The organism is Desulfobulbaceae bacterium, assembly GCA_013792005.1.
Classification (GTDB): Bacteria; Desulfobacterota; Desulfobulbia; order Desulfobulbales; family VMSU01; genus VMSU01.
In genome coordinates this window covers 1-23,517 of sequence record VMSU01000106.1, presented here as the reverse complement: position 1 = coordinate 23,517, position 23,517 = coordinate 1, and the positions used below count along the sequence as shown (strand labels likewise).

Here is a 23,517-nt window from a genome sequence, read left to right as displayed (position 1 = left end):
ACCATCTATCATGGCAAAAACATACGTGATCGGAGACATCCACGGCTGCTACCAGGCCTTCAAGGAGTTGTGGAGTAAAATCTCTCCTGTATCCGGAGATGACACTGTGGTCTTTCTCGGGGACTACATCGACCGTGGACCAGAGTCACGCCAGGTGGTCGAGATGATCTTGGCAATCCGCAAAAAACTCCCGGTGATCACCCTCCTGGGCAACCATGAGCAGATGCTGCTAAACTTTATGGAGGGTAGGGCTGAGTCTCCTTTTCTTGCCGTTGGCGGAGCCCAGACTCTGGTAAGCTACGGCCTCAATCCTCACAGCCGCGAGCGACTGATCCTCCCACAGGAGCACGAAGATTTTTTCCGCTATCTTCTACCGTTCTGGCAAAATAAAGATGCCATTTACGTCCACGCCGGACTGATGCCGTCGCGTCCCCTAGCCCTGCAGCCAAAGTCCTGGTTACTCTGGGCCAGAGATGAATTTTTTGCCAGTGACTACGATTTCGGCAAACCGGTGATCTATGGCCACACCCCTCTCAATGAGCCCCGAATCGAGCATCACCGAATCGGAATCGACACTGGCGCTGTCTACGGTGGCCAGCTCACCTGCCTTGTTCTGCCGGACCTTGAGTTCATTCAAGTGAGCAGCGACCAGTTCTGGCCTCCAGGAGAATCATTAGGAGCTTAATTGACTAGAGGGGGAACACTGCAATATACGCGTGCCCTTCGGCTCCGCTCAGGGAACGATGTTATGGTATTGCTTCGTTCCTTAAGCGGAGCCGAAGGGCCATGACACTTACACTTCACCAAGCCCTCACTCCATCTCAAATCGTCAGCATCCGATCCAAGGCCTTTTTGGCTTGCAGCGCTGTCGCCTCGTCAACCGTAATCTGATTGACCACCCGCCCTGCGGCCAGATGATCAAGCGTCCACAACAGATGGGCTGGATCAATCCGGTACATGGTCGAGCACAGACACTCCACCGGTGAGACCGACCGAATCTTCTTATCCGGATACTGCTGCGCCAGACGCTTCACCAGATTGACCTCAGTCCCCACCGCCCAACTGGATCCAACTGGCGAGTCGGCCACTGCTCTGATAATCATCTCAGTGGACCCATACTGGTCTGCCGCCAGCACCACCTCTTGGCGGCACTCAGGATGGACAATCACCTTAACCTTCGGGTCTTCCTGGCGCAGCGTCCTGATCTGAGCTTCAGAAAACTGCATATGTACCGTGCAGTAGCCGTCCCAGAGAATAACTTTGGCCTTCCTGAGGGCCTCCGCAGTATTGCCGCCCAAAGGCTCCTCCCGGCGCCACAGCACAATTTCTTCAGCAGGAATGCCCAACGCATGGGCTGAATTACGGCCAAGATGCTCATCCGGAAAGAAAAATACCTTTTCCCCGCGCCCCAAAGCCCAGGTCAGTACACGTTCAGCATTTGAAGAGGTGCAGACCGACCCACCCTGCTCCCCGACAAAGGCCTTCAACCTGGCCGAGGAATTCACGTAGGTCACCGGGGTAATCAACTTGGTATCGGTTACAGACGCCAACTCCTGCCAGGCCTCCTCAACGCCTTGCCTGCTTGCCATGTCCGCCATAGAGCAACCGGCGGTCAGATCAGGCAGAATAACGACTTGACGATCTGAGGTCAGTATATCTGCCGACTCGGCCATGAAATGCACCCCGCAGAACACAATAAAACGCTTGCCATCGGCTTCAGCCGCCTTTTTGGCGAGCTTGAGCGAATCGCCAGTCTCATGGGCAAAGGTAAAAATTGCGTCCTGTTGATAATGGTGACAAAGGATAAGTAGATCATCTCCCAACTCACGCTTTTTAGCCGCAATCCTGGCGGCTAAAACCTCTTCCCTTTCCTCACGGTACTCAGGGCCGATATCGACTTGATTCACTGGTTGCATAGGTTACCGCCTCACACTGTCCTTCCGGGCAAACGCGCCGGTATTTTTTCTGGTAACACACAAAATATGATGGTCTTGCAAAAAGTCACGGGATGGCTAAGCAAAAGTGCGCTGCAACGCAGTAGATCGGGCTTTTTGCGACGCCATCAAAATATGACTGTGCCAAAAATAGGAGCCCACAGAGGTTCCCCCTGTGGGCTCGTGATAAATATTACTGTCTTACAAAGAAGCGTCTACACGGATCTAACCCATGAGGCGCATGGCCCCTTATCGCCATCAGACTCGCCAAACTTCACGATGTCTCCCTCGTTCATCTGATCCATCTTCAGATCCTTCAGGGCATTCTCATGAAAATAAACCTCCCGACCGTCCAGGGCAGTAATGAATCCGTATGACTCATGGGGCACCAATTTCTTCACTACCCCCTCAATAATACCACTCTCCTGGGCGCTATCACCAACCTTAACCGTCTGACGACGCTTACGCTGCAGCTCCTTCAGCTGTAAGCCCAAGGTATCGAAGGCATCACCGAGCACCGCCTTGATGTTCTCCCCCTTCCTCTTCACCACCACGGTATCGTTGGGCACGGAAGCCACCACCTGAAGTTCATAGCCACCCTCCTTATGGGAGGCCGTTCCAAGAACAGTGACCCGCAGATTGTGCACCAATCCTGGGTGGTGACGGTCGAGCCGGGCCTTTTCTTCGTCAATCTTTTCTTGCCAAGACTTTCTGATCTCGACATTTCGGCCTTCTACTTGAAGCTCCATAGAAACCCTCCATTGATGTTATCAACAAGCACCGGCGCTCTGTCTTCACAGCGACACCGGCGCACCACAGGGCAGACACCCTCAGCCCCTACCGCAACGCGGCACTGCATCACATTCACACAAAAACAACTCGTAACTGCTCAGCTTCCCGGTTTACGGTTGTCAGTTAACGGTTAGTGATTTCTACATAATGGCTGACCACTCACAGAATCAGCAACATAGAATGATTCATGACATCTGTGATGTCTGTTAACCGTAAACCGCTAACTGATCACCATCAACCTGGATAGTGACCCATTTTCTTTAATAATACACAAAGGTATCAGTGTTTACCAGTTTGTTTCTCAACATGGATTAAAAATCAAATACTCTTACCCGGCAATCCGAGCCAGGATGGCATCCTGCCTCCGTAATGAGTCCTTCACCCTGGCTCGTTCTTCTGTCCCATCACTCAAAATTTTCCCCAACGACGTCAAGGCATTACGAATCTTCTGATGATCATGGCAGATCAGTACCAAATCAGCGCCGGCAAGAAAGGCCTTGACCACTGCATCCGGAAACGCCATAAACTTTTCTATCGCCCCCATCTCCATATCATCGGTAATGATCAACCCATCATACCCGCATCGCTCCCGCAACACCTCATGAATCACACGGCGGGACAACGTCCCAGGTAAAGACCCGTCCATGGCCGAATACACGGCATGGGAAGTCATCACCGCGGCCACTCCAGCATCAATTGCCTCAACAAAAGGTACCAAATCATGTGCCATCAATCGCTCGACCGACAAGTCAACGACCGGAAGATCCAAGTGCGGATCAAGCAGCGCCGAACCCAACCCTGGAAAATGCTTGGCACAGGCTGCGACACCTGCCGACTGCAATCCCCCGACCACGAGAGCACCAAGCTCTGCCACCCGCTGAGGATCATCCCCCAGACAACGGCGCTCCATGAACAATCCCTTTCCAACAGGGCACACATCTAAGACCGGGGCCAGATTGAAGTTGATTCCAACCGAAATCAGCTCCTCCGCACAGGTAACGGCATAGTGAAGGAGGCGTGCTTGACAATCGGAACTCTCGGCCAGGGAACGAGGCTCATCAAAAAGAGTAAAAGGCGGAGGTAAACGGGCCACCTGCCCACCCTCCTGATCAATGGCAATCAAGGGACGGGGCAATCCCTGCCGAACACACGTCTCTCGCAATTGCCGACACAGGAGAGACAACTGCTGCCGGTCACTGACATTTCGCCGGAATAAAATAAAATTATGAACGCCATCCTCACAAATCAAGGCCCGGGTCGAATCATCAAGCTCAAACCCTGGAATACCAATCATTAACAGATGGCCTGGGCCTGGCCGCTGATCTATTGCATCACCCACAAACACCTCCCTGATTTTTCTGATACGGGGCAGGATCTTCCAATCCTGCCTCCACAAACCCTTTCCGGCGCAGCTGACATGAATCACAAACCCCGCAAGCCAGACCTTCCGGGCTGGGATCATAACAACTATGCGTCCTCTGATAATCAACGCCCAAGGCCATGCCAGTTTGCACGATCTCCCGCTTGCTCATCCGCAGGAGCGGAGCATGAATAACAAATTTTCCTCTGCCGAGGACCCCGGCCTTGGTCCCGAGATCGGCCAGACGAGCGAATGCATCCAGATACTCCGGGCGACAGTCTGGGTATCCGCTATAGTCCATGGCATTGACCCCGATAAAGATATCCCACGCGCCAAGCACTTCGGCCCATGCCATGGCATAGGCCAAAAAAATCGTATTTCGGCCAGGAACATAGGTAACAGGAATAGCTTCCGACCTTAGGGGCCTATCATGACCTGCCCTTACATTCTTAGGCACCGGGATGTCTGCAGTCAGGGCAGAACCGCCAATTGCCCCTAGACCTATCTCCAGCACCAGATGCTGCTCAGCCTGGTAGCGGGCCGCATTCTCTCTCGCCCGTTCAAGCTCGATGGACTGCCGCTGTCCATAGGCAAAGCTTAAGCAATAACAGCGATACCCCTGCTGTTTGGCCATGGCCAGGACCGTTGTCGAATCAAGGCCGCCACTTAACAGAATCACGGCCTTCGGTTGGTTGTCACTCATATTGCGTGGTATCATGATCGTCACTCCCGACAACATCTTGCAGTCATGACAGAATGGAACTACGTTTTGATGGTATATTAATTACCTATTGTGTCCCTAAGCGATTAAGGTGAACCTTTACCCAAAATGGCGGTTGCAAAGGCTCACCAAATCTCATATTACTCATTACTATTGATAGTGCTGAGGCACAACCTTACAGATTCCCCTCTGCTCACGAGTTTCACTATGCCTCAAAAAAAAACGTCCAGCAAGACAAAGCCTCAAAAAAAAGCCGTTGCCATCAAATACGATCAACAGCAGGATGCTGCCCCTCGACTGGTCGGCAAAGGCACAGGGGTACTAGCCGATAAGATTATCACCCTCGCCAAAGAGCATGGCATCCCCATCCAAGCCAACGCAGATCTCGTCGAAATTCTCTCCCACCTCAACCTGAATCAGGAAATCCCCGCGGAAACCTATGTCCTGGTGGCAGAAATCCTGGCCTTCGTGTACCGCACCAATCAAAGCTATACCCCGCCGAAACGCTGAAACCTCCCGCTAGGTAATTTTTTCCGCCACTCTCCTTCCTATCCTCCACCCCTATCTGGCAGTGCCATCTCCGGAAACACGACACAGACCCTGAGTCAAACTAATCCGATTCATTACCCCAACACCCCTTAGGGACTTGGAATTTCTTAAAATACCACATTCCTTTTGCCGTCATACCAGCATGCTCCTAGCTGGTATCCAGGAATTTAGCTATAGGGGTAGGAACGGAACATTGGTTTGCTCCGCCCCTCCCTCCGAACCGGACTGACGGGATGCTTAAGCTGATAAATGGTATATCGGTATTTTCCAAGTCCCTTAGACCCTAAAAGATCCGCTCTCTACCACAACTTCAAATAACCGCCAAGCAATCTCTGCCCCTACCCCTCTCTTTTTAATGGCATGCTAGTTGCAAACTCCCCTGACTAACTCACCTCAACAGGAGACCTCCCGTGTATATACAAAACAGACTGGGTATGACTGAAGGCACTGAGACCATGCTGGCCCAAGAACGCCGAATGGACCAGATTGCTAATAATCTCGCCAACGTAGATACCGCTGGCTACAAAAAAGAGGACATCACCTTCTGGGAGATGATGTTCACGGCGGCCGATCACCGGCCAAGAGTTGGCAAGGCACTGAAACTCTTGACTAATCACGAGCAAGGCAGCGCCAAGCAAACAGACAACCCGCTTGATTTCGCCATCAGCGGCGACGGCTTTTTTAAAATCCAGACCCCTTCCGGGGTCCGTTACACCAGAAACGGCAATTTCACCTTAAACAGCCAAGGCCAACTCAGCACCTTTGACGGCAATCTGGTCCTCGGCGAGGGCGGCCCCATTGTGCTCACCGATCAAAACGTCCAAGTAGGGCGCGATGGCCTGATAAGCGCCAATGGCCAACAAATCAACCGCCTCTCCCTCGCCACCTTTCCAGACCTTAACACCCTGGAAAAAGAGGGCGCCAACCTCTTCCGCCCCAAAGAAGGCGCAGCGCAAGAGCAACCGATAGAGACCCCTGATATCAAGCAGGGATACCTTGAAGGGGCCAACGTCAATATCGTCTCCCAAATGACGGAAATGATTGATCTGCAACGGGCCTACCAAAGCCAACAGAAAGCTATTCAGACAAGCGACGAGATAGATCAGCAGTCAACATCACGAGTCGGCAAATTGACATAATGCCCTCAAGAATGACGCTTTCCCTCTCGGCACAAAAGAACAACAGGCCCCCCGCCTTATAATAATTTCCCCAAGGAGATCATCATGATTCGCGCTTTATACACCGCCAGAACCGGCATGAACGGCCAGCAGACTCAGCTGGATGTCATTTCCAACAACCTGGCCAACGTCAACACCGGCGGGTTCAAGCGAAGTCGAACCCAATTCGAAGATCTGATGTATCAATCCATGCGCTCGGTGGGCGCAGAGACCGTCGGTGGCGCCATGGTTCCCACCGGCGTCCAGGTCGGACTCGGCACCCGGGTCACCGCCACTCAGAAGATCTTCACCCAAGGAGATTTCACTGAAACCGGCAACGATCTGGACATGGCCATTGAAGGCGATGGTTTCTTTCAGATTATCCGCGATGGCAATCCCTACTACACCCGTGACGGCAGTTTCAAACGCGATGCCGAGGGCTATGTCGTCACCGCCAATGGTGACCGGCTGCAGCCGGAATTTGCCATTCCCAACGGCGCCACCTCTCTCAATATCGACAAAAACGGCTTACTGGTGGCCCAAGACCAGGACCAGCAAACCTTAGGATCGGTGCAACTCACCCTCCACTCTTTCATCAATCCGGCAGGACTCAAGAGCCTGGGCAGTAATCTCTACGTAGAAACCGACGCTTCAGGCGCCCCTACGGAGGCCAACCCGGGAAGCAGCGGACTCGGCACCTTAGCCCAACGTTTCATTGAGACCTCCAATGTCAATGTCACTGAAGAGATGGTCAACTTGATCGTCACTCAGCGGGCCTACGAGGTCAACTCCAGGGCGATCACCACCGCCGACCAATTGCTGGAAATCGCCAACAGCCTGAAGCGGTAGACTATAAGGCGAATCCTCTGAACCGTTTCATAACGTCTTTGATGTAACCGGTATCCAATCATGATCACAGCCAACATGCCAACCAAACCGAGCAGGCGCTCCCACCGCCCGGGGCAATCTCTCATTGCCCCGCTGAGGATACTCGCTGCCACTACAGCCTTTATCCTGGTTGCGCTTCAAGCCTGGGCCGCTCCTGAAATGACCACCTTGGGGACCAAGGAACTCCTGGCCATCTTCACCGAACTCACCACCAGCAACAGTGTTCTCCCTGCAGGTGATATCGAGATCGCAAATTTTACCGCAAACCCTGAATCAATCACCCTCCCTCCCGGCATCCAAGAGTTCCAGGTTGTCTCCCAGACCCAACCCAAACAACTGGGCAGAAAAACAATCGTGGTCAACATAATAATAGCCGGCGTAGCCAAAGAACAAGTGATGCTGAGCGGCAAGATCGAACTCTATGGCAATGTGGTTTGCTCCACAAAAACTCTCTCCCGCCGCACGATCATCGAAGCCGGTGATGTAGAACGGGTACGCAGAAACATTACCATGCTCGGCCCGGACCTTGCGGACGATGCAGAGCAAGTCCTTGGTCAGGAACTCAAGACAACCCTGCAACCAGGGGCCGTCCTCTATCGCCGCTTTCTGAAGAGTCCGGAAACCGTCAAACGGGGGGACATCGTCTCTATCCAAGCCGCCAGCGGGACACTTGCCATCTCTGTGCCTGGCCGAGTCCAAAGCGCCGGAGCCAAAGGAGATCTAATCAAAGTAAAAAACCTGATGAGCCGACGAGAAATCTATGCTCGAGTCATCGGTGCAGATACGGTACAGGTCGATCTTTAATAATCAGGTAATGCCTGACAACTGACACACAAGGAGTTCCCTATGAAACGACCAGCCCTCTTGCTTATCTTTCTAACAGCTCTCACTGGCTGCGTTACCAGGACAGCAACGGCTCCACCCGTCATGCCGGAGCGTAATAGCCTGCCGATGATGGAAGAAAAAATTCCCCAACCAAGTGAAGGGGCGATCTATTCGGCCAAGTCCAAAAATCTTTACCAGGATAACCGCGCCCGCCAGATCGGCGACATCGTGCTGGTGAAAATCGTTGAAACTTCCAGCGGCAAAAAGACCGCCGAGACCAAGACCTCAAGGGACTCGAGCCTGACCGGCGGCATCTCGTCGCTCTTCGGCTTCGAGCAGTCCCTCTTGACCAAAGGCGGCACACATACCCCTTCACTCACCAGCTTGAATGCGGACATGGCCAACAGTTTCCAGGGCAAAGGTGAAACCAAACGTGACAGCACGGTCACCGCCACCATTTCCGCCAAGGTAATCGATGTCACTATGGATGGAAACCTGTTAATTCAAGGTTACCGGGAAATTCGGATCAACAACGAAACTCAGCACATTATCATTTCGGGCATGGTCAGACCCACCGACATTTCACAAGACAACTCGATACTGTCCTCTCATATCGCCGATGCCAGAATCGAATACTCAGGCACCGGCGCCTTGGCTTCCAAACAACAGCCGGGATGGCTGACAAACGTCCTTGATGTCGTTTGGCCGTTTTAAGAGCGGCGAGCTGCTCGACTAGGCACATTTTGCCCGCCTGAAAACATACATACCCTTCAGAAACAATATAACATCACGTTTTTAAAGATAAATATCAAAAAAAACAATTCCTGGTACGCCTATTGCTCATACACGTTAGCACCATACCTATCAGGACAAAGGAGCCTCCATGCACATCATAACAAGACTTGCCATCATCACCACTCTGATCATCTGGAGCGCCTCCTCAGCCTGGGCAGTCCGAGTCAAGGACTTGGCCTCGGTCAAAGGCGTGCGGGACAACCAGCTGGTAGGATACGGCCTGGTGGTGGGCTTAAATGGCACCGGCGATGGCAACAAGTCCGCCTTTACCACTCAAGGGCTTGCCAACATGCTCAAACATATCGGGATGACGGTCAACGAAAACGATCTCAAGGTGAAAAATGTGGCCGGGGTGATGATCACAGCCACCCTCCCCCCCTTCATTAAGACTGGACAGACTATCGATGTCACCCTCTCCTCTCTCGGAGATGCATCTTCCTTACAGGGAGGAACCCTGGTGGCTACCCCGTTGAAAGGTCTTGACGACCAAATCTACGCTATTGCCCAAGGCCCGGTCAGCATTGGCGGCTTTAAAGGCACAGGCGCTACTCCTGCCGGCGGCCAGGACAACCACTTAACCGTTGCCCGAATTCCAGAAGGAGCCACCGTCGAAAAAGAAGTCCCTGTCTCCTTTGGCGGCAAGAATACGATTATCTTCAGCCTGAACTCTCCTGACTTTACAACCGTTTCCCGTCTGGCCAAAGCCATAAATAACGTTCTTGGCAGCTCATTCGCCAAAACAGTTGATGGCGCCACGGTTTCGGTCACTGTGCCTAGCGATTACCAAGAACAGGAGATCTCACTCCTGGCGGCCTTAGAGAATCTTGAAGTCGATCCGGACTCCATCGCCAAAGTGGTGGTTGATGAACGGACTGGCACCATCGTCATGGGAGAGAACGTCCGCATCGGCCAACTGGCCCTCTCCCATGGCGCGCTGAACATCCAGATATCAGCTGACCCCGCTCAGGCCGTCGGTGCCAACTTGATGGGGCAACCGTTAACCGATGACATGGTCCGCAAAATCACCGAAGAGATCGCCGCCAAAAGTGGTGCCCCTCAAACCAACAAACTCGTCAAGCTCTCTCCGGGAGTAACCCTAGCGGAACTGGTTCGCGCCCTAAATTCGGTAGGGGCCGCCCCGCGCGACCTGATTGCCATTTTTCAGGCGATCAAAGCTGCAGGCGCCCTGCAGGCAGAACTGACAATTATTTAAGACATCGAGGCCAGATGATGCAGATAAACCAACCTCCCCCCCTTGCAAATAAGATCAGCAACGCCTTACCGCTTAAGAAAACAAACCATTCTGCCGATATGAAAAAAGAGGCCGAGCTAAAAAAGGCCTGCCAGAATTTTGAAGCGATCATAGTGCAACAGATGCTGACCGCCATGCGCAAGAGCATACCCAAGAGCGGACTTCTCGACAGCGGCTTCTCCCAAGATATGTATCAATCAATGTACGATGAAAGTCTGGCTCAGGAGGTGACGAGCAACCACGGAATGGGCCTTGCCGATGCCCTCTTCAGCCAGCTATCCACTTCCATTGAAACAAATGAAACAAAAAAGGTAACTATCCAGCTCCTACCGAAATAGAAGTGACTATTCGTAACTGTAACTGTTCAGCAGCGCCGCAGATTACGGTAAGCGGACCGGCGATGCGTAGCCAGTCTACGTGAGCCGGGCCGATCGCCGCAAGATGTGGTGCTGCTGGATAGTTACCATAAATCAGGAACTCACATGACAACAGCACGCATACCCCAAACTCCGACAGGACACGATTTCGTTGAAGAATTGGCTTTGAACCTCTCTCTCTCCGAGAATCTCCTGGCCACTCTCAATGAAGAACGACTGGCGCTGAAAGCCATGGACACCCAAGGACTCTTCCGCCTCTGTCGCCACAAGGACACACTGCTTGCCAAGATTCATTATCTGGACAACTCACTGCAAAAAGCCTGGACCACGCAGAACTCTGATCATGCCGAAGCAAACATCCCCCCAGAAGAGCTGCGCCTGATCGCTCAATACAAGGAACGCATCAACGAAACCCGCCAACAAATCAAGACCAGCAACACAGTCAACAAGCGCTTCACCGAGGACACCTTGAGCTGCCTAAGTGAGGCTATCGCGCTATTGACCCGACCAGCCCAGCCAGAACATACCTACCACATCCCAGGCCGTTCCCAGGCTCGCGGCCGGACACTCCCCAGCTGCATCAGCTGCGAGGCATGACATGACCATTGCCGGAACCCTCAATATAGCCAAGGAGGCGTTGCTGACCCACCAGGCTGCCATCACCGTTGCCGGGCACAATGTCGCCAACGTCAACACCCCTGGCTATTCCCGCCAAGTGCTCGACTTGGCCACTTCCGTTGCAACACCCACCGGCATCGGCTTTTTTGGCAACGGCGTCCGCGGCGAATCTGTTGTCAGACAGTACGATATGTTCATGGTTAAACGCATGATGAACCAGAACGCCACCATCAACAACCTTACTACCCAGCAACAGTCGTTGCGCGTTATTGAAACCACCTTTAACGAAGTTCCGGGTCTGGCAGTCAACGAACTACTGGGCAAATTCTGGGAATCATGGCAATCACTCAGCAACAACCCGGAACTCAGCTCCAACCGCCTCACCGTAGTCCAACACGCCGAGCTGCTCAACGCTCAACTTCAGAGCATGAGCGCCGAACTCACCCAGACCAAATTCGACACCAGCGTCTCCTTGAAGTCGGCGGTCGAGGATGTTAATTCTCTGGCCAAACAACTGGCCGACATCAACACTAAAATCACCTCATCGGAGACCCCGCAACAACAGCAAAATGACCTCAGAGACACCCGGGACAACCTCCTCACCAAGCTGGGCGGGTATATTGACATTACTCATTTCGAGTCAAAAGATGGGGCATATACCGTCCTCATGAGCGACGGGCACGCCATGGTAACCAAAAACGAATCCTGGCAGCTGGACTGGACCGGCAACGCTATGCAATGGGTCAACGTCGACTCCAACGGCAATAGCACCCGGACTACCCTGAACAGTAAAGCGGCCTTAGGCGGCTCGATCGGCGGGCTCCTTGAAATCAACGGGAAATTGGCTGAGGGAGATCCCAACAACTACCTGGGGCGCATCAACTCCCTGGCCAACGCCCTCATCCGCGAGGTCAACCAACAGCACAGCCAAGGCGCTGGACTCGTCAGCTTCTCCGACGAACTGACCAGCGCCGAGTACGCCAAAGACGCCACCCTACTGCACACGACAGTCGACGCCAGAACAGCAGCCAACACTTTGTCAGCAGGGTCCCTGACAATCAATGGCCGCAGTATTGGCAGAATTGATGGCTCCGTGAACACATACGGTTTAGCCATGGGGAAGACATCCAATGCGGCCAATGCCATCAACAATGCCACAGCTGGAGTCTTGGCAAAAATGACCACTCAAGTGCCGGGGAAGGCCGTAACCGCCATGGCAGCAGGCGACAACGCCTCCGTCATCGATTTGACCATCAATGGCGTTGCCGTCTCGTATACCGTAGACAGCATCTCCGGACCTCCGGACGATACCGACCCAGCGGCATTAGCCAACCATCTTGTCGATGCCATCAATACCGCCATCACAAGCTACAATAACGATACCGGCCTCACATCTCCGCAGACCAATATCCCCAAGGTAACAATCACCGCAGTGGTAGGCAACGGCGCCAACGGGGGAGCGCTGAACTCGATCATCCTCAAGAACAGTAATCAAGGGGACGAATCTTCGATTACCATCAGTGGCGCGAGCGACACCGCTACCGAAGCCAAGATCGGACTCTCCGACGGGACCTATCAGGCTGACAGCGCCCACAACACCGGAGAACTCTCCCTCTTTAGCAATAACGGTCCGATTGCCATCGATGGCGGAGCCGATGACACCAACATGGCAGAACTCGGCTGGGCAGGAACTGTCACCTACAGCAATCAAGCTGCCACCACTCCAACCGCCAACACAACCATCACCTTTGACCTGAATGGAAAAAGCCTTACCTTCACTGTAGCGGCAGGAGACCCCCCTAATACCGTGGCCACAAAAGCTGTGGCCGAGATCAATAAGTGGTCCGCCACAACCGGTGCCAAGGCCAAGGTAGGCGATGGCACCAATGGAGGTTCCCAAAACTCAATTGTTTTCACCAGTGAAACCAACGACCTCCATGTATCTTCAGTCTCCGTCGCCGAAGCAACGATCCTAGGATTCTCAGACTTCACCAAGCTCGGGGTCGCCAATGCCGACGAAAACCCAGGCGACGGCAAACTGAGCTATACCTTTTCGGATCACGGAGTCGCCAACTCTCTTATGGGCCTCGACTATGGAGATACCCTCGCAACCGATGGCGGCAGCTTCGACCTCTGGCTCTACAACAAGGATGGCTCGCTGGCCCTGGCACAACCGGTCTCCATTGATCTGACCCGGGCCTATAGCTTAAATGATGTCGCCACCACTATCAACAAAAGCATCATGAACGCCACCAACCAAAATATCCCGTGGGTCAACGCCACTGTGGTCTCCAATCAACTGGTCCTCAAACCTGACAACAACCACAACTTCGCCTTTGGCAACGACACCTCAAATTTCCTGGCTGCTATCGGCATCAACACCTTCTTCAGCGGCCATAACGCCAGCACCATCGGCATCAACCAGGCCATTTCAGGTAACCTAAATAATCTGGCGGCGGGCCAAGTGAACTCATTCGGTGAAATATTTGCCGGTGACAACAGCAATGCCCTCAAGGTCACCAACATCCAAAGGGATGAAACCATTACCTACAAAGGCCTTGGCGCCGGCACCGACACCCTAGACGGCTTCTACAACTCCTTGATCGCCGAAATTGGTCTCAAGGGCAGAAACGTCAACTCAGACCTGGAATACAATAAACTAGTCTATGACCAATTGAACGAACTCAGGGATGCCACCTCAGGAGTATCTCTCGACGAAGAGATGGCCAATCTCATCAAATATCAACACGCCTATTCCGCAGCAGCCAAGCTGATCTCGACCTCGGACGAGATGCTGAAAACTCTGCTCGACTCCCTCGCCCGGTGACGCCATGCGTACAACCTTAAACACCATCTACTCTAAAATTAATACCAACCTGGCCAAGATCACCACCGACATGGCCAAGGTCAACGAACAGATCTCCTCCGGCATGCAAATGGGCAAGATCTCGGACGAACCGGTCAATCTCGTCAGCGCCCTGCGCTTCCGCAGCTCCATTGTCGAGATGGATCAGTACACCAAAAATATTCAGCACGGCAACACCATCATCACCTCAGCAGAATCGTCCCTGACCCAAATGAAGGAGCTTGCTCTACGCGCCAAAACATTAGCCATCCAAGCCACCGATCCCGCATACACTACCGCCAACCGGGAAGCGATTGCCGAAGAAGTAAAAAACATGTTTGAACAGGCTGTCTATCTGGCCAACACTCAGATCAACGGCAAATACATCTTCGGCGGCTTCCGAACTGAAGGATACACCGAAAGTGAGCCAACCCCCTTCATCATCGACAAAGGGGACGGGTATTGGATTAACGGCTCATCCCCCACCCCACTTCCTCAAGCCTTAACCGGGGGCGCAGTTGAATCCGCTACCACGGTCAGCGATTTAGCAGCTAACGACCTCTTAATCAATGGGGTCGATATCGGAGCGGTGGATCTCAACGGGGCCGGCAACACCAACGGACTCAACATGGCGGGGGCAAGCAAGCTGAAAACAGCGATTTCCACCTCCCCGATTATTCCTGCTGTCACGGCTCGCCTTACCACCCAGATTTACGGGGTAGCCTCAGCAGGCGCCGCAGGTGGCGAGAACATCAACTTTGCTATCAACGGCGTCTCAATTAACTACACAGCAACGACAGGTGGGCCGGCAGCGGCTGCTCAAGAAGCAATCTCACAGATTAACGCTGTTGCCGATGCAACCGGAGTCACTGCTGTCTTAGGAGACGGAACCAATGGCGGACCAATCAACGCCGTCACCCCCAAAAACACCCTCGCCGGGGACGAGTCAGCGATCACCCTGACCGGACTCGGAACCGGCCCTCCCAACGAAGAGGCCATAACCGGTTTGACCAATGGCCTTTCCCAAGGTGCCGACAGCGCCCACAACACCGGGGCTATTTCCTTGTCATCATCAAGCGCTATCACCATCACCTCATCTTCCAACGATGACACCATCTTGACTCGGATTGGCCTAGGAGGAGGCAATGTCGGCAACTACGACACCGCCAATGACGGGACGCTCCTCTATGGATATCCATTAAACGCGGGTGATCTGTTAATCAACGGCATTACCGTCCCCGCCCTGTCAAGCGATGGCCTCTCAAATACCTATAGCGACGCCTCTGCCGAGGCCAAAGCATCTGCCATCAATAGCATCAAAGACCAGACTGGCGTTAGCGCAGTTGTCTCACCAGCATCCGTTTCAGCCTTTGGCGCAGTAAGCGGCGGGACCGAAAACAGGAGACTGACCGGATCAGTTACCAGCAATGGTATCGCAGCGGGGGAGCTTGCCATCAATGGTACCATTATCGGGGCCATTGCCGCTGGCGCTGGTCCCACCAACGGCTTAAACCCGGACAAGGCCTTCAACGCCCAAACAGCTATCAATCAACAAAGCGCCAACACTGGGGTTTACGCCCGGCTTACCACCCTGTACACCTCAGGGGTAGCCGCGACAGCGCCTGGCGCTCAAGCGATCAATTTCAGTGTTAACGGCATCAGCATTTCACTGACTACTGGCGGCGTCTCTCCAGCGGCTACCGCCTCGGAGATCGCCTCCGCCATCAACGCCAAGTCAAGCGAGACTGGACTTACAGCCCTCGTCGGCGATGGCAGCAATGGTGGAATCACCAACTCAATCGTTTTGAGAAATACAGTTGCAGGCAATGAAAACAGCATCATTCTCGCCGGCGCTCCTGCCATGAGTGGCCTGACCAACGGCACCCATAACGTGAGCGGGATCAACAACGCCGGTCAAATATCTTTTGAGTCGGACAGCGCCTTTACTATCACCAGCCCGGCAACAGCGCCCCCATCCGATATCGTGCTGACGGAACTGGGCTTAAGTTCCGCCACAGGCACAGGAACCATCAACTTCGGGGCGACCCCCAAATACCTCAACAATGGTGATCTCAAGATCAACGGAATCAACATTATCCCGATTTCCACCGCCATCCTCGGCAAAGACACGAATAATGCCCTCCTCGACTCCATCAACGCCAAGAGCAGCGATACTGGAGTCAAGGCAACACGAGGCCAGGATGGTAGTCTCATCCTCACCGCCATAGATGGACGCAACCTGCATATTGAGACCTCAACCAATGGTGAAGCGGTGACCCACTTAACCGGCGGCATACGCGACCAAATCACTTTTGGGACACTGCAATTGCGTTCTGATCGGAAATTTATTCTCGAAACGGTCTCCCCCTCGACCAACCCCAAGGAGCCCGGCTTAGCAGCCCTTGGCTTGGCTGGCGGCGAAACAACTAGCGGCGAACCCAACGACGCAGCAGGTGACGGCAAGATCGATGTATTCAGCGTCCACAACCGAACAGGAACCATCCGTTACGCCGGGGACCGGGTCAACGACATGGCCATCAAAATCGGCAAGACAAACACCATGACCATCGGCGAAAACGGTAAGACCGGGATTATGGACACTACCATCTTCTCTACCCTGAAGGCATTAGAAGACAGCCTGCGGGGCCAGAACTTCACCGCAGTCACTGGCATTCATACCGCCAGCGACACCAAAGTCTTATTAAACAGCAAAGGCACCGGCCTGGAACCAAAATCGCAGCTACCGTCAGAAGACCTGTTTTCAAGCGGTGCCTTCACCGTAACGGTCACTGACCACGACTACTACCCCCCACACCCCAGATCAATCACCATCGCTGTGAACCCTGCAGTCGACACCCTAGACAGTTTGACCAGCCGCATTAATGGCATCCCAAACCTCAGCGCCTCGTGGGGGAGTGACGGCAAACTTATAATTACAACCAACGACACGGCCCGCTACACCCTTGAACTTTCCGACGACAGCAGTAATTTTCTAAAGGCTACCGGGGTCAGTTCCCAATTCATGCAGAGTCACGGCATCGAAAAATCCATTGCCGACCTCGATACCCTGATGGAAAACCTGACACGCCAGGTCTCTGACTTCGGCGCTAGAGCTAATCGCATCAGCATTCAAAGCCAGATTTACAGCACCATGACTATCGCCACCAAGGAGAACCTCTCCGAGGTGCAAGATACCGATATGATCAAGGCAGTCATGGACCTTAAGGCCAAAGAGACTGCCTATCAAGCCGCTCTCTCAGCTGCCGCCAAGACCATGCAACTCAGCCTGGTTGATTATTTACGGTGAGCGAAGTATGATGCCGTCGCTTCCTTTGTGAGTCCCCATCTCATCGCTGGGGAGAATCGCACAGACTGGAGCGTGCACATCACGATCACTAACAGGCGGACGAGGAGATTTTCCGTATGCTGATTCTAACCAGGAAAGTTGGCGAGGCCATTGCTATCGGTGATCAAATCACCGTACGGCTTCTTGAAATAAAAGGCGGACAGGTCAAACTGGGTGTGGTGGCCCCAAACCTTATCTCAGTCCACCGCGAAGAGGTCTACACCCGCATTATGGAAGAAAACCGCAAGGCTGCCAGTGAGACCCCAGCCGACCTAGACAGCATATCAAGACTTCTGGGCGCAAAAAAAACAACTCCGCCGGATAGCCAGTCCGAATAACATCAGACACCGCTCCAGCGCCACATCTCCGGACCTCATAATCATGACAAAAACTATCCAGACCAGCAGATTCGGCAGCCTCGAAATCGAAGAGGATAAAATTATCACCATGACGACCCCTTTTTTAGGCTTTGCGGCGGAGCGCTACTTCATACTCCTCCCCCATGGCCCTGGCTCAGTCTTCTGGTGGCTCCAGGCAGTAGACAACCCTGACCTTGCTTTTGTCGTTATTCAGCCTGCTATCATTAATCCCAACTACCACCCTGCCATTCCCTCACCTCTGCACACGGAGCTACACGCTCACAATGAAGGAGACTTAGAGGTTCTAGTCATACTAACCATCCCCAAAGGCCAGCCAGAAGCAATGACTGCAAACCTCCTCGGCCCGGTCATCCTCAACCCAACTCAAAAACTCGCCAAGCAAATCCTCCTTGATCCCTCCTTATACAGCCCATGCTGGCCGATCATACTAGAATAAAACAAGCCCCCTCTCCCCTGTGAGAGCGCCAATCCAACCTGATTTACCCACCATCGATGGCCTAAGCCGTTGTAAAGAAATAACGTGGTCATTTTGGATAGCCAAGACGGCATAAGGAGCCGTAAAGTAGCAAGCAAAATTGTACAAGTTATTCTTTAACGGCTCCTAAATACAAGAAAGGCGTTGCGATCAAAGATCACAACGCCTTTCTTGATACGAGAAGAGGAATTGACTCACAGGATATTATTTATCCAGCACGCCCCCTTCAGATAAAAGATTCATCAGCATCTTATCGGCAACCCGATAGGGGTCAACCTGATATTCGCCACGTTCAATCTGTTGTTTCAAGGCTTGCACTCGGTCCATTCGAACAGCTGGGGTATCCTGGATAATCATTTTCATTTTCTGCACGTCAATTGATCCGGCTGACAGTTGAACTTTATCACCGCCACCGGCAACAGCAGGTGAATTAACAGGGGCTTTGCCCTTTGTCTTTTGCACTTTACTTTCAGTCTTTATCTGCGGTACAAAATCGCTGATCTTCATACCGTCCCCCCCTGCCTGCGCAACATACACATTCCTTGTCTGTCCAAGGCGACTAGCCCATCCTGGGCCACCATCGCAGCTGAAACCTAATTTAACTTATTTCTAATTATCATATCGACAATTAAAAAACAAACTTTAATCTTTTTTCTAATAACCATTCGATGATCACCAGTTGACCTTCACAAATCTAATCGGCACATCCTCGAAAAACCTTAAACGGAAAAAAGATGAATTTTCATCTGGGTAAAATCACAGGCTCAAGGCGAATATTATCCACGGCCAACTCTACCGGCTGGGACGGGGCAACGAGAAAGAAGAGAAGCTTATCAATCCGGTCAAGATCCAGCTCCCGCTTGCTTCCAGAAGTCTGCATGTGCGACAAATCCAGCCGCCAGCGATTCAGCCCAGGCTCAAGGGAAAAAGAGCCATTGACCCGGTCTGAATAGTCAGGATTCTTCCGATCATCAATCCGATAGACGAGAGAAAACGGTTTATTGCCGGGGTTAAACACCTCCAAGGCCAGATACCGATACCCACGCCATTGCTTCTCCTCAGGGGTCAAGAAGAGAGAGAGCCCAGGATAGGGGTCCGGGTACAGCGTCATCCATAGGCCAGAGTGACCATGACTGCTGAACTCTTGAGTCAAAGAGAAGGTTGTCCGACAGCGCCAAGCTATCCGCTCCAGATCGGCCGGTGATTCAAAGTCGTTCAGGACCAACGGCTCCAACGGAACCGGCCGCTCACACGCTATCTGCAGCAGCAAAGGCAGGAGCACGAACCAGATTTGAGCAACAGATCGAAAAGACCTCTCCCGTTTCATCGGCCCATCCCCCCATCGCTCTCAGCAAAAGTTATAACCAGAAGCTCTGGCGGCACACCAAACCGAAAGGGAAAACGAGCGGTCGTGCCGATGCCCCGATTCACTATCAGCCAGCCGCCCTGTCCGTTGTCATACACCCCGCCCATATGCCGTGGGTCCGGTTTATAGGGAACCATCTTCCACAACCAGTCCGGCATCCACACCTGGCCGCCATGGGTATCACCACTCAGCCACAGAGAGTGACCAGCCAATGGTGTGTCGGTCCATAGCTGACTGGAATGACTGAGAACCAAAAGCGGTTCTTGGCTACGACCGGAACTTGCCGACAACTGCCGCAGCCACTCACCACTTCCCTCTTCCGCCCATTCAACCCCTGCGATAGTGATCGTTCCACCACGATACGCTATGCTCCTCACTTCATTGCGCAAAATAACTGGCCGGGCCAAACGCTCGTGATACCGCCCCACAGGATGACAAAAGGCACACCCCTTCGGGCCATTTACGACCTGATCGGCATCGCCCAGCACCCCAAAGACGCCAAGCGGCGCGGAAAGTTGAGCCAAAAACTGCTGTACCGGCCCCGGATCCGCCTGCCACTGGTTGAAATCTCCACTCATCACGATCAGTTCAGGATTAAGGTCATTAATCGCTGCCAGCAGCATGCCCTCCTTTGCCCCCATCTGCCTGATGTGCGTATCGGAGAGATGGACAATAGCAAGCCCCGGCCAGGCCTGAACCAAGACAGAATCCTTGATCACCACTCTCCGGACAACTAGGCGGTTAGGTTCTACCAGCAAGGCATAGCCAACGAGCGCCATCAGAGCCGCTACCAGCAAAAAAACCCATCGTTTAATCTTCATGACCGATAGAGGTACCCTAGTGAGCGACATCCAGGCAATCGCTTTTTGCAGGGTGGAACAAAAACATATTGCCATTGCCTTGGTTCCGACTATTATTCATAAATTTTGCAACTTCCGTCCATTGCACGGTCACCAGCCATCATTCTGCTACTCTCAATCCGGCCACTCCGACACCACAATGACTCACTCTGATCCTATCTACCTGATCGATGGCAATGCCTATATCCACAGGGGCTACCATGCCATCCCACCCCTTGCCAACAAACAGGGGTTGCCAACCAACGCCACTTTCGGCTTCACCAATATCCTGCTCCGGGTTCTCCGCGACAAGGCGCCCCGCTATCTTGCCGTAGCTTTTGATGCCAAAGGACCAACCTTTCGCCACCACCTCTACGATAAGTACAAGGCGAACCGGCCACCGATGCCGAACGACCTTGCCGTGCAATTGCCTTCGATTAAGGCAATTGTTGAGGCCTATAGAATTCTGACTCTAGAACAATCCGGTGTTGAGGCCGATGACCTGATCGCTACCTGCGCCCATAACCTAGCAAACCAGGGACACCAAGTGATCATTGTCTCCGGCGATAAAGACCTGCTGCAACTGGTCTCGGACACTATTACGCTCTGGGATCCGATGCAGGACCGAGTAATGGACGCTGCCGCAGTCCAAGCAAAATACAAAGTTCCAGCAGCTAAACTCACCGATCTCTTTGCCCTGATCGGGGACTCCTCCGACAACATCCCAGGGGTGGCCGGGATCGGCCCCAAGACCGCTGAACAACTAATCAATGAATTTTCATCCCTGGATGGCATATTCGAACACCTCGATGCCGTAAAACGTCCCAAATTGCGTGACACGCTCAAGGCAAACCGCGAGGCAGCCTTTCTTTCCCGAGATCTGATCGTCCTGAACAAAGAGACACCAGTCCCCACTGCCATTGAGGCCTATCTCCTACCGGAACCGAACTCCGAGGAGCTAACCCGACTGTTCACCGAACTCGAATTCTCCCGGCTCTTATCAGAGCACAAAGAAATCAAGCCGCTCTCCACCGAACACTTTCATCTGGTTGGCAATAGCGACAAACTGACAGCCATGGTCAACTCGCTGAAACATACCCCATACCTGATCATTGACACAGAGACCACCGGCCTCGACACCTTGACCGCCGAACTGGTCGGTATCTCCCTCTGCGGAGCAGGAGAGGAGGCCTGGTATCTGCCCATCTCCCACCAGGATGAGACCGGAACTGCCTGTCCAAACCAACTGCCGCTCACCCAGATCAAAGCGGCCCTCGACGCCCTGCTGACCAACCCCAAACTCCCAAAGATCGGGCACAACCTGAAATTCGACTATGCCATTCTCGCCAATCACCAGATAAAACTTTGCGGCCCCCTGTGGGACACCATGATCGCCTCATATCTGGTAGATCCAACCCGCCGCTCCCACAAACTCGACTCACTCTGTGCCGAACTGCTCGACATCAAGATGACCAGCTTCAGTGAGGTCACCGGGGCAAGCAAATTTCCGGACTGCTTCCGCTTTGTAGCCATTGAAATGGCCAAGGACTACTCATGCGAGGATGCCATCGCCTCCGCCAAACTCTGGCGCCATTTTGAACCCCAACTCGACAGCCTCAAGCTCTGGCCCCTGTTTAACCACGTCGAAACGCCCCTGATCCCAATTCTCGCCGGAATGGAACGCTCCGGCATCCTGATCGACAGCGGCCAGCTCCTAACCCTGTCCTCTGAGCTTGGCTCCCAGATCAAAACCCTTGAAGATCGCATCAGAAGCATCGCCGGGCCATTCAACATCAACTCGCCAAAGCAGCTGGCAGAGATACTGTTTGAAACCTTGGGGCTACCCCATGGACGCAAGACCAAGACCGGCTACTCAACTGACAGCGCAGTCCTGGAGAAGCTCTCCACAATCCACGAACTACCGCGTCTGATCATTGAACACCGCAATATCAGCAAACTGAAATCTACCTATGTCGACAAACTGCCAACCATGGTCCATCCCCGCACCGGAAGGCTCCATACCAGCTTCAACCAAGCGGTGACCGCCACCGGTCGCTTAAGCAGCAGCGAACCTAACCTGCAAAACATTCCAATCCGCACCCCGGAGGGACAACGTATCCGGGCCGCCTTCATCTCTGCGCCAGGTTGCCGGTTCCTGGCCGCTGACTACTCGCAGATCGACCTGCGGGTCCTGGCCCATTACTCCAAAGATCCAGCCTTGGTTCACGCCTTTTGCACTGGAGACGACATCCACCGTCAAACTGCGGCCGAAATCTTCGGCATTGATCCGCAACGAGTCACCGGCGACATGCGACGAGTGGCCAAGAGCATCAACTTCGGCATCGTCTACGGCATGAGCGCCTTCGGGCTCTCCGAACAACTCCGCATCAGCCGTAAAGAGGCAGCCACTTTTATCGACCGCTATTTCGCCCACTTCAGCGGTGTAAAAACCTTCATGGACACCATCATCAACCAGGCTCGAGTCGATGGCTTCGTCACTACTCTCCTCGGGCGGCGGCGGGATCTGCCTGACATCAACAGCCCCAACAAGACCATGCGCGAATTCGCGGAACGGACGGCGCTGAACACCCCCATCCAAGGCACTGCCGCCGACATCATCAAACTGGCCACCATCAAGGTCCATCAAGACCTTGTCGCCCATGGCCTCAACTCACAGATACTCCTCCAGATCCATGACGAACTCATTATCGAAACCCCGACCGAAGAAATTGAGCAAACAACTACTTTAGTCAAAGCAGCCATGGAACAGGCTCTTGACCTCAACGTTCCCCTGCTGGTTAATATTGCGGCAAGTGACAACCTGGCCAAAATATAACCCAAAAGCTATCGGCTTTCGTAACTACACAGGTTAACGGTAATCAGTTATCGGTTTACGGTTAAAAGAATTATGGTTAGTCATAAGGGACGCGGCAATTACCAATTTACCATAACGCATCCCGGCTTTGGGCCATCTTTGGTCGCACCTCAATCACAAAAT

General features: G+C 53.2%; 21 protein-coding genes. 14 read left to right on the top strand and 7 right to left on the bottom strand.

Annotation, left to right across the window (positions count from 1 at the left end; all coding sequences use genetic code 11):
- Positions 1 to 10: 10 nt before the first annotated feature.
- On the top strand, positions 11 to 685 hold the full coding sequence (locus FP815_05990; GenBank protein ID MBA3014489.1) for a serine/threonine protein phosphatase: 675 nt from the start codon (positions 11 to 13) through the stop codon (positions 683 to 685).
- Between the two features lie 136 nt (positions 686 to 821).
- Here FP815_05990 and nadA read toward each other — a convergent pair whose 3' ends face one another.
- The 4 genes from nadA to queC all read right to left on the bottom strand — a co-directional run bounded on the left by nadA (position 822) and on the right by queC (position 4,789).
- Positions 822 to 1,916, bottom strand: coding sequence for a quinolinate synthase NadA (nadA, locus tag FP815_05985; protein MBA3014488.1), 1,095 nt, complete (start codon positions 1,914 to 1,916; stop codon positions 822 to 824).
- 233 nt (positions 1,917 to 2,149) lie between these two features.
- The gene (locus FP815_05980; GenBank protein MBA3014487.1) at positions 2,150 to 2,683 is read right to left on the bottom strand and encodes an HPF/RaiA family ribosome-associated protein; all 534 of its coding nucleotides are present in this window, start codon (positions 2,681 to 2,683) and stop codon (positions 2,150 to 2,152) included.
- Between the two features lie 371 nt (positions 2,684 to 3,054).
- The gene (gene nagZ, locus FP815_05975) at positions 3,055 to 4,020 is read right to left on the bottom strand and encodes a beta-N-acetylhexosaminidase (GenBank protein MBA3014486.1); all 966 of its coding nucleotides are present in this window, start codon (positions 4,018 to 4,020) and stop codon (positions 3,055 to 3,057) included.
- A 37-nt stretch (positions 4,021 to 4,057) separates the two neighbouring features.
- Entirely contained in the window at positions 4,058 to 4,789 is a 732-nt protein-coding gene (gene queC, locus FP815_05970) for a 7-cyano-7-deazaguanine synthase QueC (GenBank protein ID MBA3014485.1), read from the bottom strand.
- A gap of 225 nt (positions 4,790 to 5,014) precedes the next feature.
- Here queC and FP815_05965 point away from each other — a divergent pair, with 225 nt between their 5' ends.
- The 12 genes from FP815_05965 (at position 5,015) to FP815_05910 (ending at position 18,275) form a co-directional block, all read left to right on the top strand.
- Positions 5,015 to 5,317 carry an FhlB domain-containing protein gene (locus tag FP815_05965; protein MBA3014484.1) on the top strand — a complete coding sequence of 101 codons (303 nt, stop codon included), beginning with the start codon at positions 5,015 to 5,017 and terminating at the stop codon, positions 5,315 to 5,317.
- 449 nt (positions 5,318 to 5,766) lie between these two features.
- Entirely contained in the window at positions 5,767 to 6,495 is a 729-nt protein-coding gene (gene flgF / locus FP815_05960; protein ID MBA3014483.1) for a flagellar basal-body rod protein FlgF, read from the top strand.
- Between the two features lie 84 nt (positions 6,496 to 6,579).
- Positions 6,580 to 7,362, top strand: a complete 783-nt coding sequence (gene flgG / locus FP815_05955) for a flagellar basal-body rod protein FlgG (protein ID MBA3014482.1) — start codon at positions 6,580 to 6,582, stop codon at positions 7,360 to 7,362.
- A gap of 60 nt (positions 7,363 to 7,422) precedes the next feature.
- Complete coding sequence (gene flgA / locus FP815_05950; protein MBA3014481.1) at positions 7,423 to 8,205, top strand: flagellar basal body P-ring formation protein FlgA; 783 nt, start codon at positions 7,423 to 7,425, stop codon at positions 8,203 to 8,205.
- A 42-nt stretch (positions 8,206 to 8,247) separates the two neighbouring features.
- Positions 8,248 to 8,940, top strand: coding sequence for a flagellar basal body L-ring protein FlgH (locus FP815_05945; protein ID MBA3014480.1), 693 nt, complete (start codon positions 8,248 to 8,250; stop codon positions 8,938 to 8,940).
- A 169-nt stretch (positions 8,941 to 9,109) separates the two neighbouring features.
- The gene (locus FP815_05940; GenBank protein ID MBA3014479.1) at positions 9,110 to 10,234 is read left to right on the top strand and encodes a flagellar basal body P-ring protein FlgI; all 1,125 of its coding nucleotides are present in this window, start codon (positions 9,110 to 9,112) and stop codon (positions 10,232 to 10,234) included.
- Positions 10,235 to 10,248: 14 nt separating this feature from the next.
- Positions 10,249 to 10,611 carry a flagellar biosynthesis protein FlgJ gene (locus FP815_05935; GenBank protein ID MBA3014478.1) on the top strand — a complete coding sequence of 121 codons (363 nt, stop codon included), beginning with the start codon at positions 10,249 to 10,251 and terminating at the stop codon, positions 10,609 to 10,611.
- A gap of 144 nt (positions 10,612 to 10,755) precedes the next feature.
- Complete coding sequence (locus FP815_05930; protein MBA3014477.1) at positions 10,756 to 11,247, top strand: flagellar protein FlgN; 492 nt, start codon at positions 10,756 to 10,758, stop codon at positions 11,245 to 11,247.
- 1 nt (position 11,248) lies between these two features.
- The gene (gene flgK / locus FP815_05925) at positions 11,249 to 14,095 is read left to right on the top strand and encodes a flagellar hook-associated protein FlgK (GenBank protein ID MBA3014476.1); all 2,847 of its coding nucleotides are present in this window, start codon (positions 11,249 to 11,251) and stop codon (positions 14,093 to 14,095) included.
- Between the two features lie 4 nt (positions 14,096 to 14,099).
- Positions 14,100 to 17,420: a hypothetical protein gene (locus FP815_05920; protein ID MBA3014475.1), complete on the top strand. Its 3,321-nt coding sequence runs from the start codon at positions 14,100 to 14,102 to the stop codon at positions 17,418 to 17,420.
- Positions 17,421 to 17,536: 116 nt separating this feature from the next.
- Positions 17,537 to 17,797, top strand: coding sequence for a carbon storage regulator CsrA (gene csrA / locus FP815_05915; GenBank protein ID MBA3014474.1), 261 nt, complete (start codon positions 17,537 to 17,539; stop codon positions 17,795 to 17,797).
- A gap of 43 nt (positions 17,798 to 17,840) precedes the next feature.
- Complete coding sequence (locus tag FP815_05910) at positions 17,841 to 18,275, top strand: hypothetical protein (GenBank protein ID MBA3014473.1); 435 nt, start codon at positions 17,841 to 17,843, stop codon at positions 18,273 to 18,275.
- Positions 18,276 to 18,518: 243 nt separating this feature from the next.
- Here FP815_05910 and flgM read toward each other — a convergent pair whose 3' ends face one another.
- The 3 genes from flgM to FP815_05895 form a co-directional block, all read right to left on the bottom strand.
- Positions 18,519 to 18,821: a flagellar biosynthesis anti-sigma factor FlgM gene (gene flgM / locus FP815_05905; GenBank protein ID MBA3014472.1), complete on the bottom strand. Its 303-nt coding sequence runs from the start codon at positions 18,819 to 18,821 to the stop codon at positions 18,519 to 18,521.
- A 235-nt stretch (positions 18,822 to 19,056) separates the two neighbouring features.
- Positions 19,057 to 19,641: a hypothetical protein gene (locus tag FP815_05900; protein MBA3014471.1), complete on the bottom strand. Its 585-nt coding sequence runs from the start codon at positions 19,639 to 19,641 to the stop codon at positions 19,057 to 19,059.
- The gene (locus tag FP815_05895) at positions 19,638 to 20,501 is read right to left on the bottom strand and encodes a hypothetical protein (GenBank protein MBA3014470.1); all 864 of its coding nucleotides are present in this window, start codon (positions 20,499 to 20,501) and stop codon (positions 19,638 to 19,640) included. The genes FP815_05900 and FP815_05895 overlap by 4 nt, the downstream gene beginning before the upstream one ends.
- A 178-nt stretch (positions 20,502 to 20,679) precedes the next feature.
- On the opposite strand from FP815_05895, the gene polA reads away from it, so the two are divergent.
- Positions 20,680 to 23,355 carry a DNA polymerase I gene (gene polA / locus FP815_05890; protein MBA3014469.1) on the top strand — a complete coding sequence of 892 codons (2,676 nt, stop codon included), beginning with the start codon at positions 20,680 to 20,682 and terminating at the stop codon, positions 23,353 to 23,355.
- The last annotated feature ends 162 nt before the right edge of the window (positions 23,356 to 23,517 follow it).

Coding starts and splice junctions, on each gene's coding strand:
- FP815_05900 (MBA3014471.1), bottom strand. CDS start 19,641: ATGAAACGGGAGAGGTCTTTTCGATCTGTTGCTCAAATCTGGTTCGTG.
- nagZ (MBA3014486.1), bottom strand. CDS start 4,020: ATGATTGGTATTCCAGGGTTTGAGCTTGATGATTCGACCCGGGCCTTG.
- FP815_05940 (MBA3014479.1), top strand. CDS start 9,110: ATGCACATCATAACAAGACTTGCCATCATCACCACTCTGATCATCTGG.
- flgG (MBA3014482.1), top strand. CDS start 6,580: ATGATTCGCGCTTTATACACCGCCAGAACCGGCATGAACGGCCAGCAG.
- flgK (MBA3014476.1), top strand. CDS start 11,249: ATGACCATTGCCGGAACCCTCAATATAGCCAAGGAGGCGTTGCTGACC.
- flgA (MBA3014481.1), top strand. CDS start 7,423: ATGATCACAGCCAACATGCCAACCAAACCGAGCAGGCGCTCCCACCGC.
- FP815_05895 (MBA3014470.1), bottom strand. CDS start 20,501: ATGAAGATTAAACGATGGGTTTTTTTGCTGGTAGCGGCTCTGATGGCG.
- FP815_05990 (MBA3014489.1), top strand. CDS start 11: ATGGCAAAAACATACGTGATCGGAGACATCCACGGCTGCTACCAGGCC.
- queC (MBA3014485.1), bottom strand. CDS start 4,789: ATGAGTGACAACCAACCGAAGGCCGTGATTCTGTTAAGTGGCGGCCTT.
- polA (MBA3014469.1), top strand. CDS start 20,680: ATGACTCACTCTGATCCTATCTACCTGATCGATGGCAATGCCTATATC.
- flgM (MBA3014472.1), bottom strand. CDS start 18,821: ATGAAGATCAGCGATTTTGTACCGCAGATAAAGACTGAAAGTAAAGTG.
- FP815_05930 (MBA3014477.1), top strand. CDS start 10,756: ATGACAACAGCACGCATACCCCAAACTCCGACAGGACACGATTTCGTT.
- FP815_05945 (MBA3014480.1), top strand. CDS start 8,248: ATGAAACGACCAGCCCTCTTGCTTATCTTTCTAACAGCTCTCACTGGC.
- csrA (MBA3014474.1), top strand. CDS start 17,537: ATGCTGATTCTAACCAGGAAAGTTGGCGAGGCCATTGCTATCGGTGAT.
- nadA (MBA3014488.1), bottom strand. CDS start 1,916: ATGCAACCAGTGAATCAAGTCGATATCGGCCCTGAGTACCGTGAGGAA.
- FP815_05965 (MBA3014484.1), top strand. CDS start 5,015: ATGCCTCAAAAAAAAACGTCCAGCAAGACAAAGCCTCAAAAAAAAGCC.
- FP815_05980 (MBA3014487.1), bottom strand. CDS start 2,683: ATGGAGCTTCAAGTAGAAGGCCGAAATGTCGAGATCAGAAAGTCTTGG.
- FP815_05920 (MBA3014475.1), top strand. CDS start 14,100: ATGCGTACAACCTTAAACACCATCTACTCTAAAATTAATACCAACCTG.
- FP815_05910 (MBA3014473.1), top strand. CDS start 17,841: ATGACAAAAACTATCCAGACCAGCAGATTCGGCAGCCTCGAAATCGAA.
- FP815_05935 (MBA3014478.1), top strand. CDS start 10,249: ATGATGCAGATAAACCAACCTCCCCCCCTTGCAAATAAGATCAGCAAC.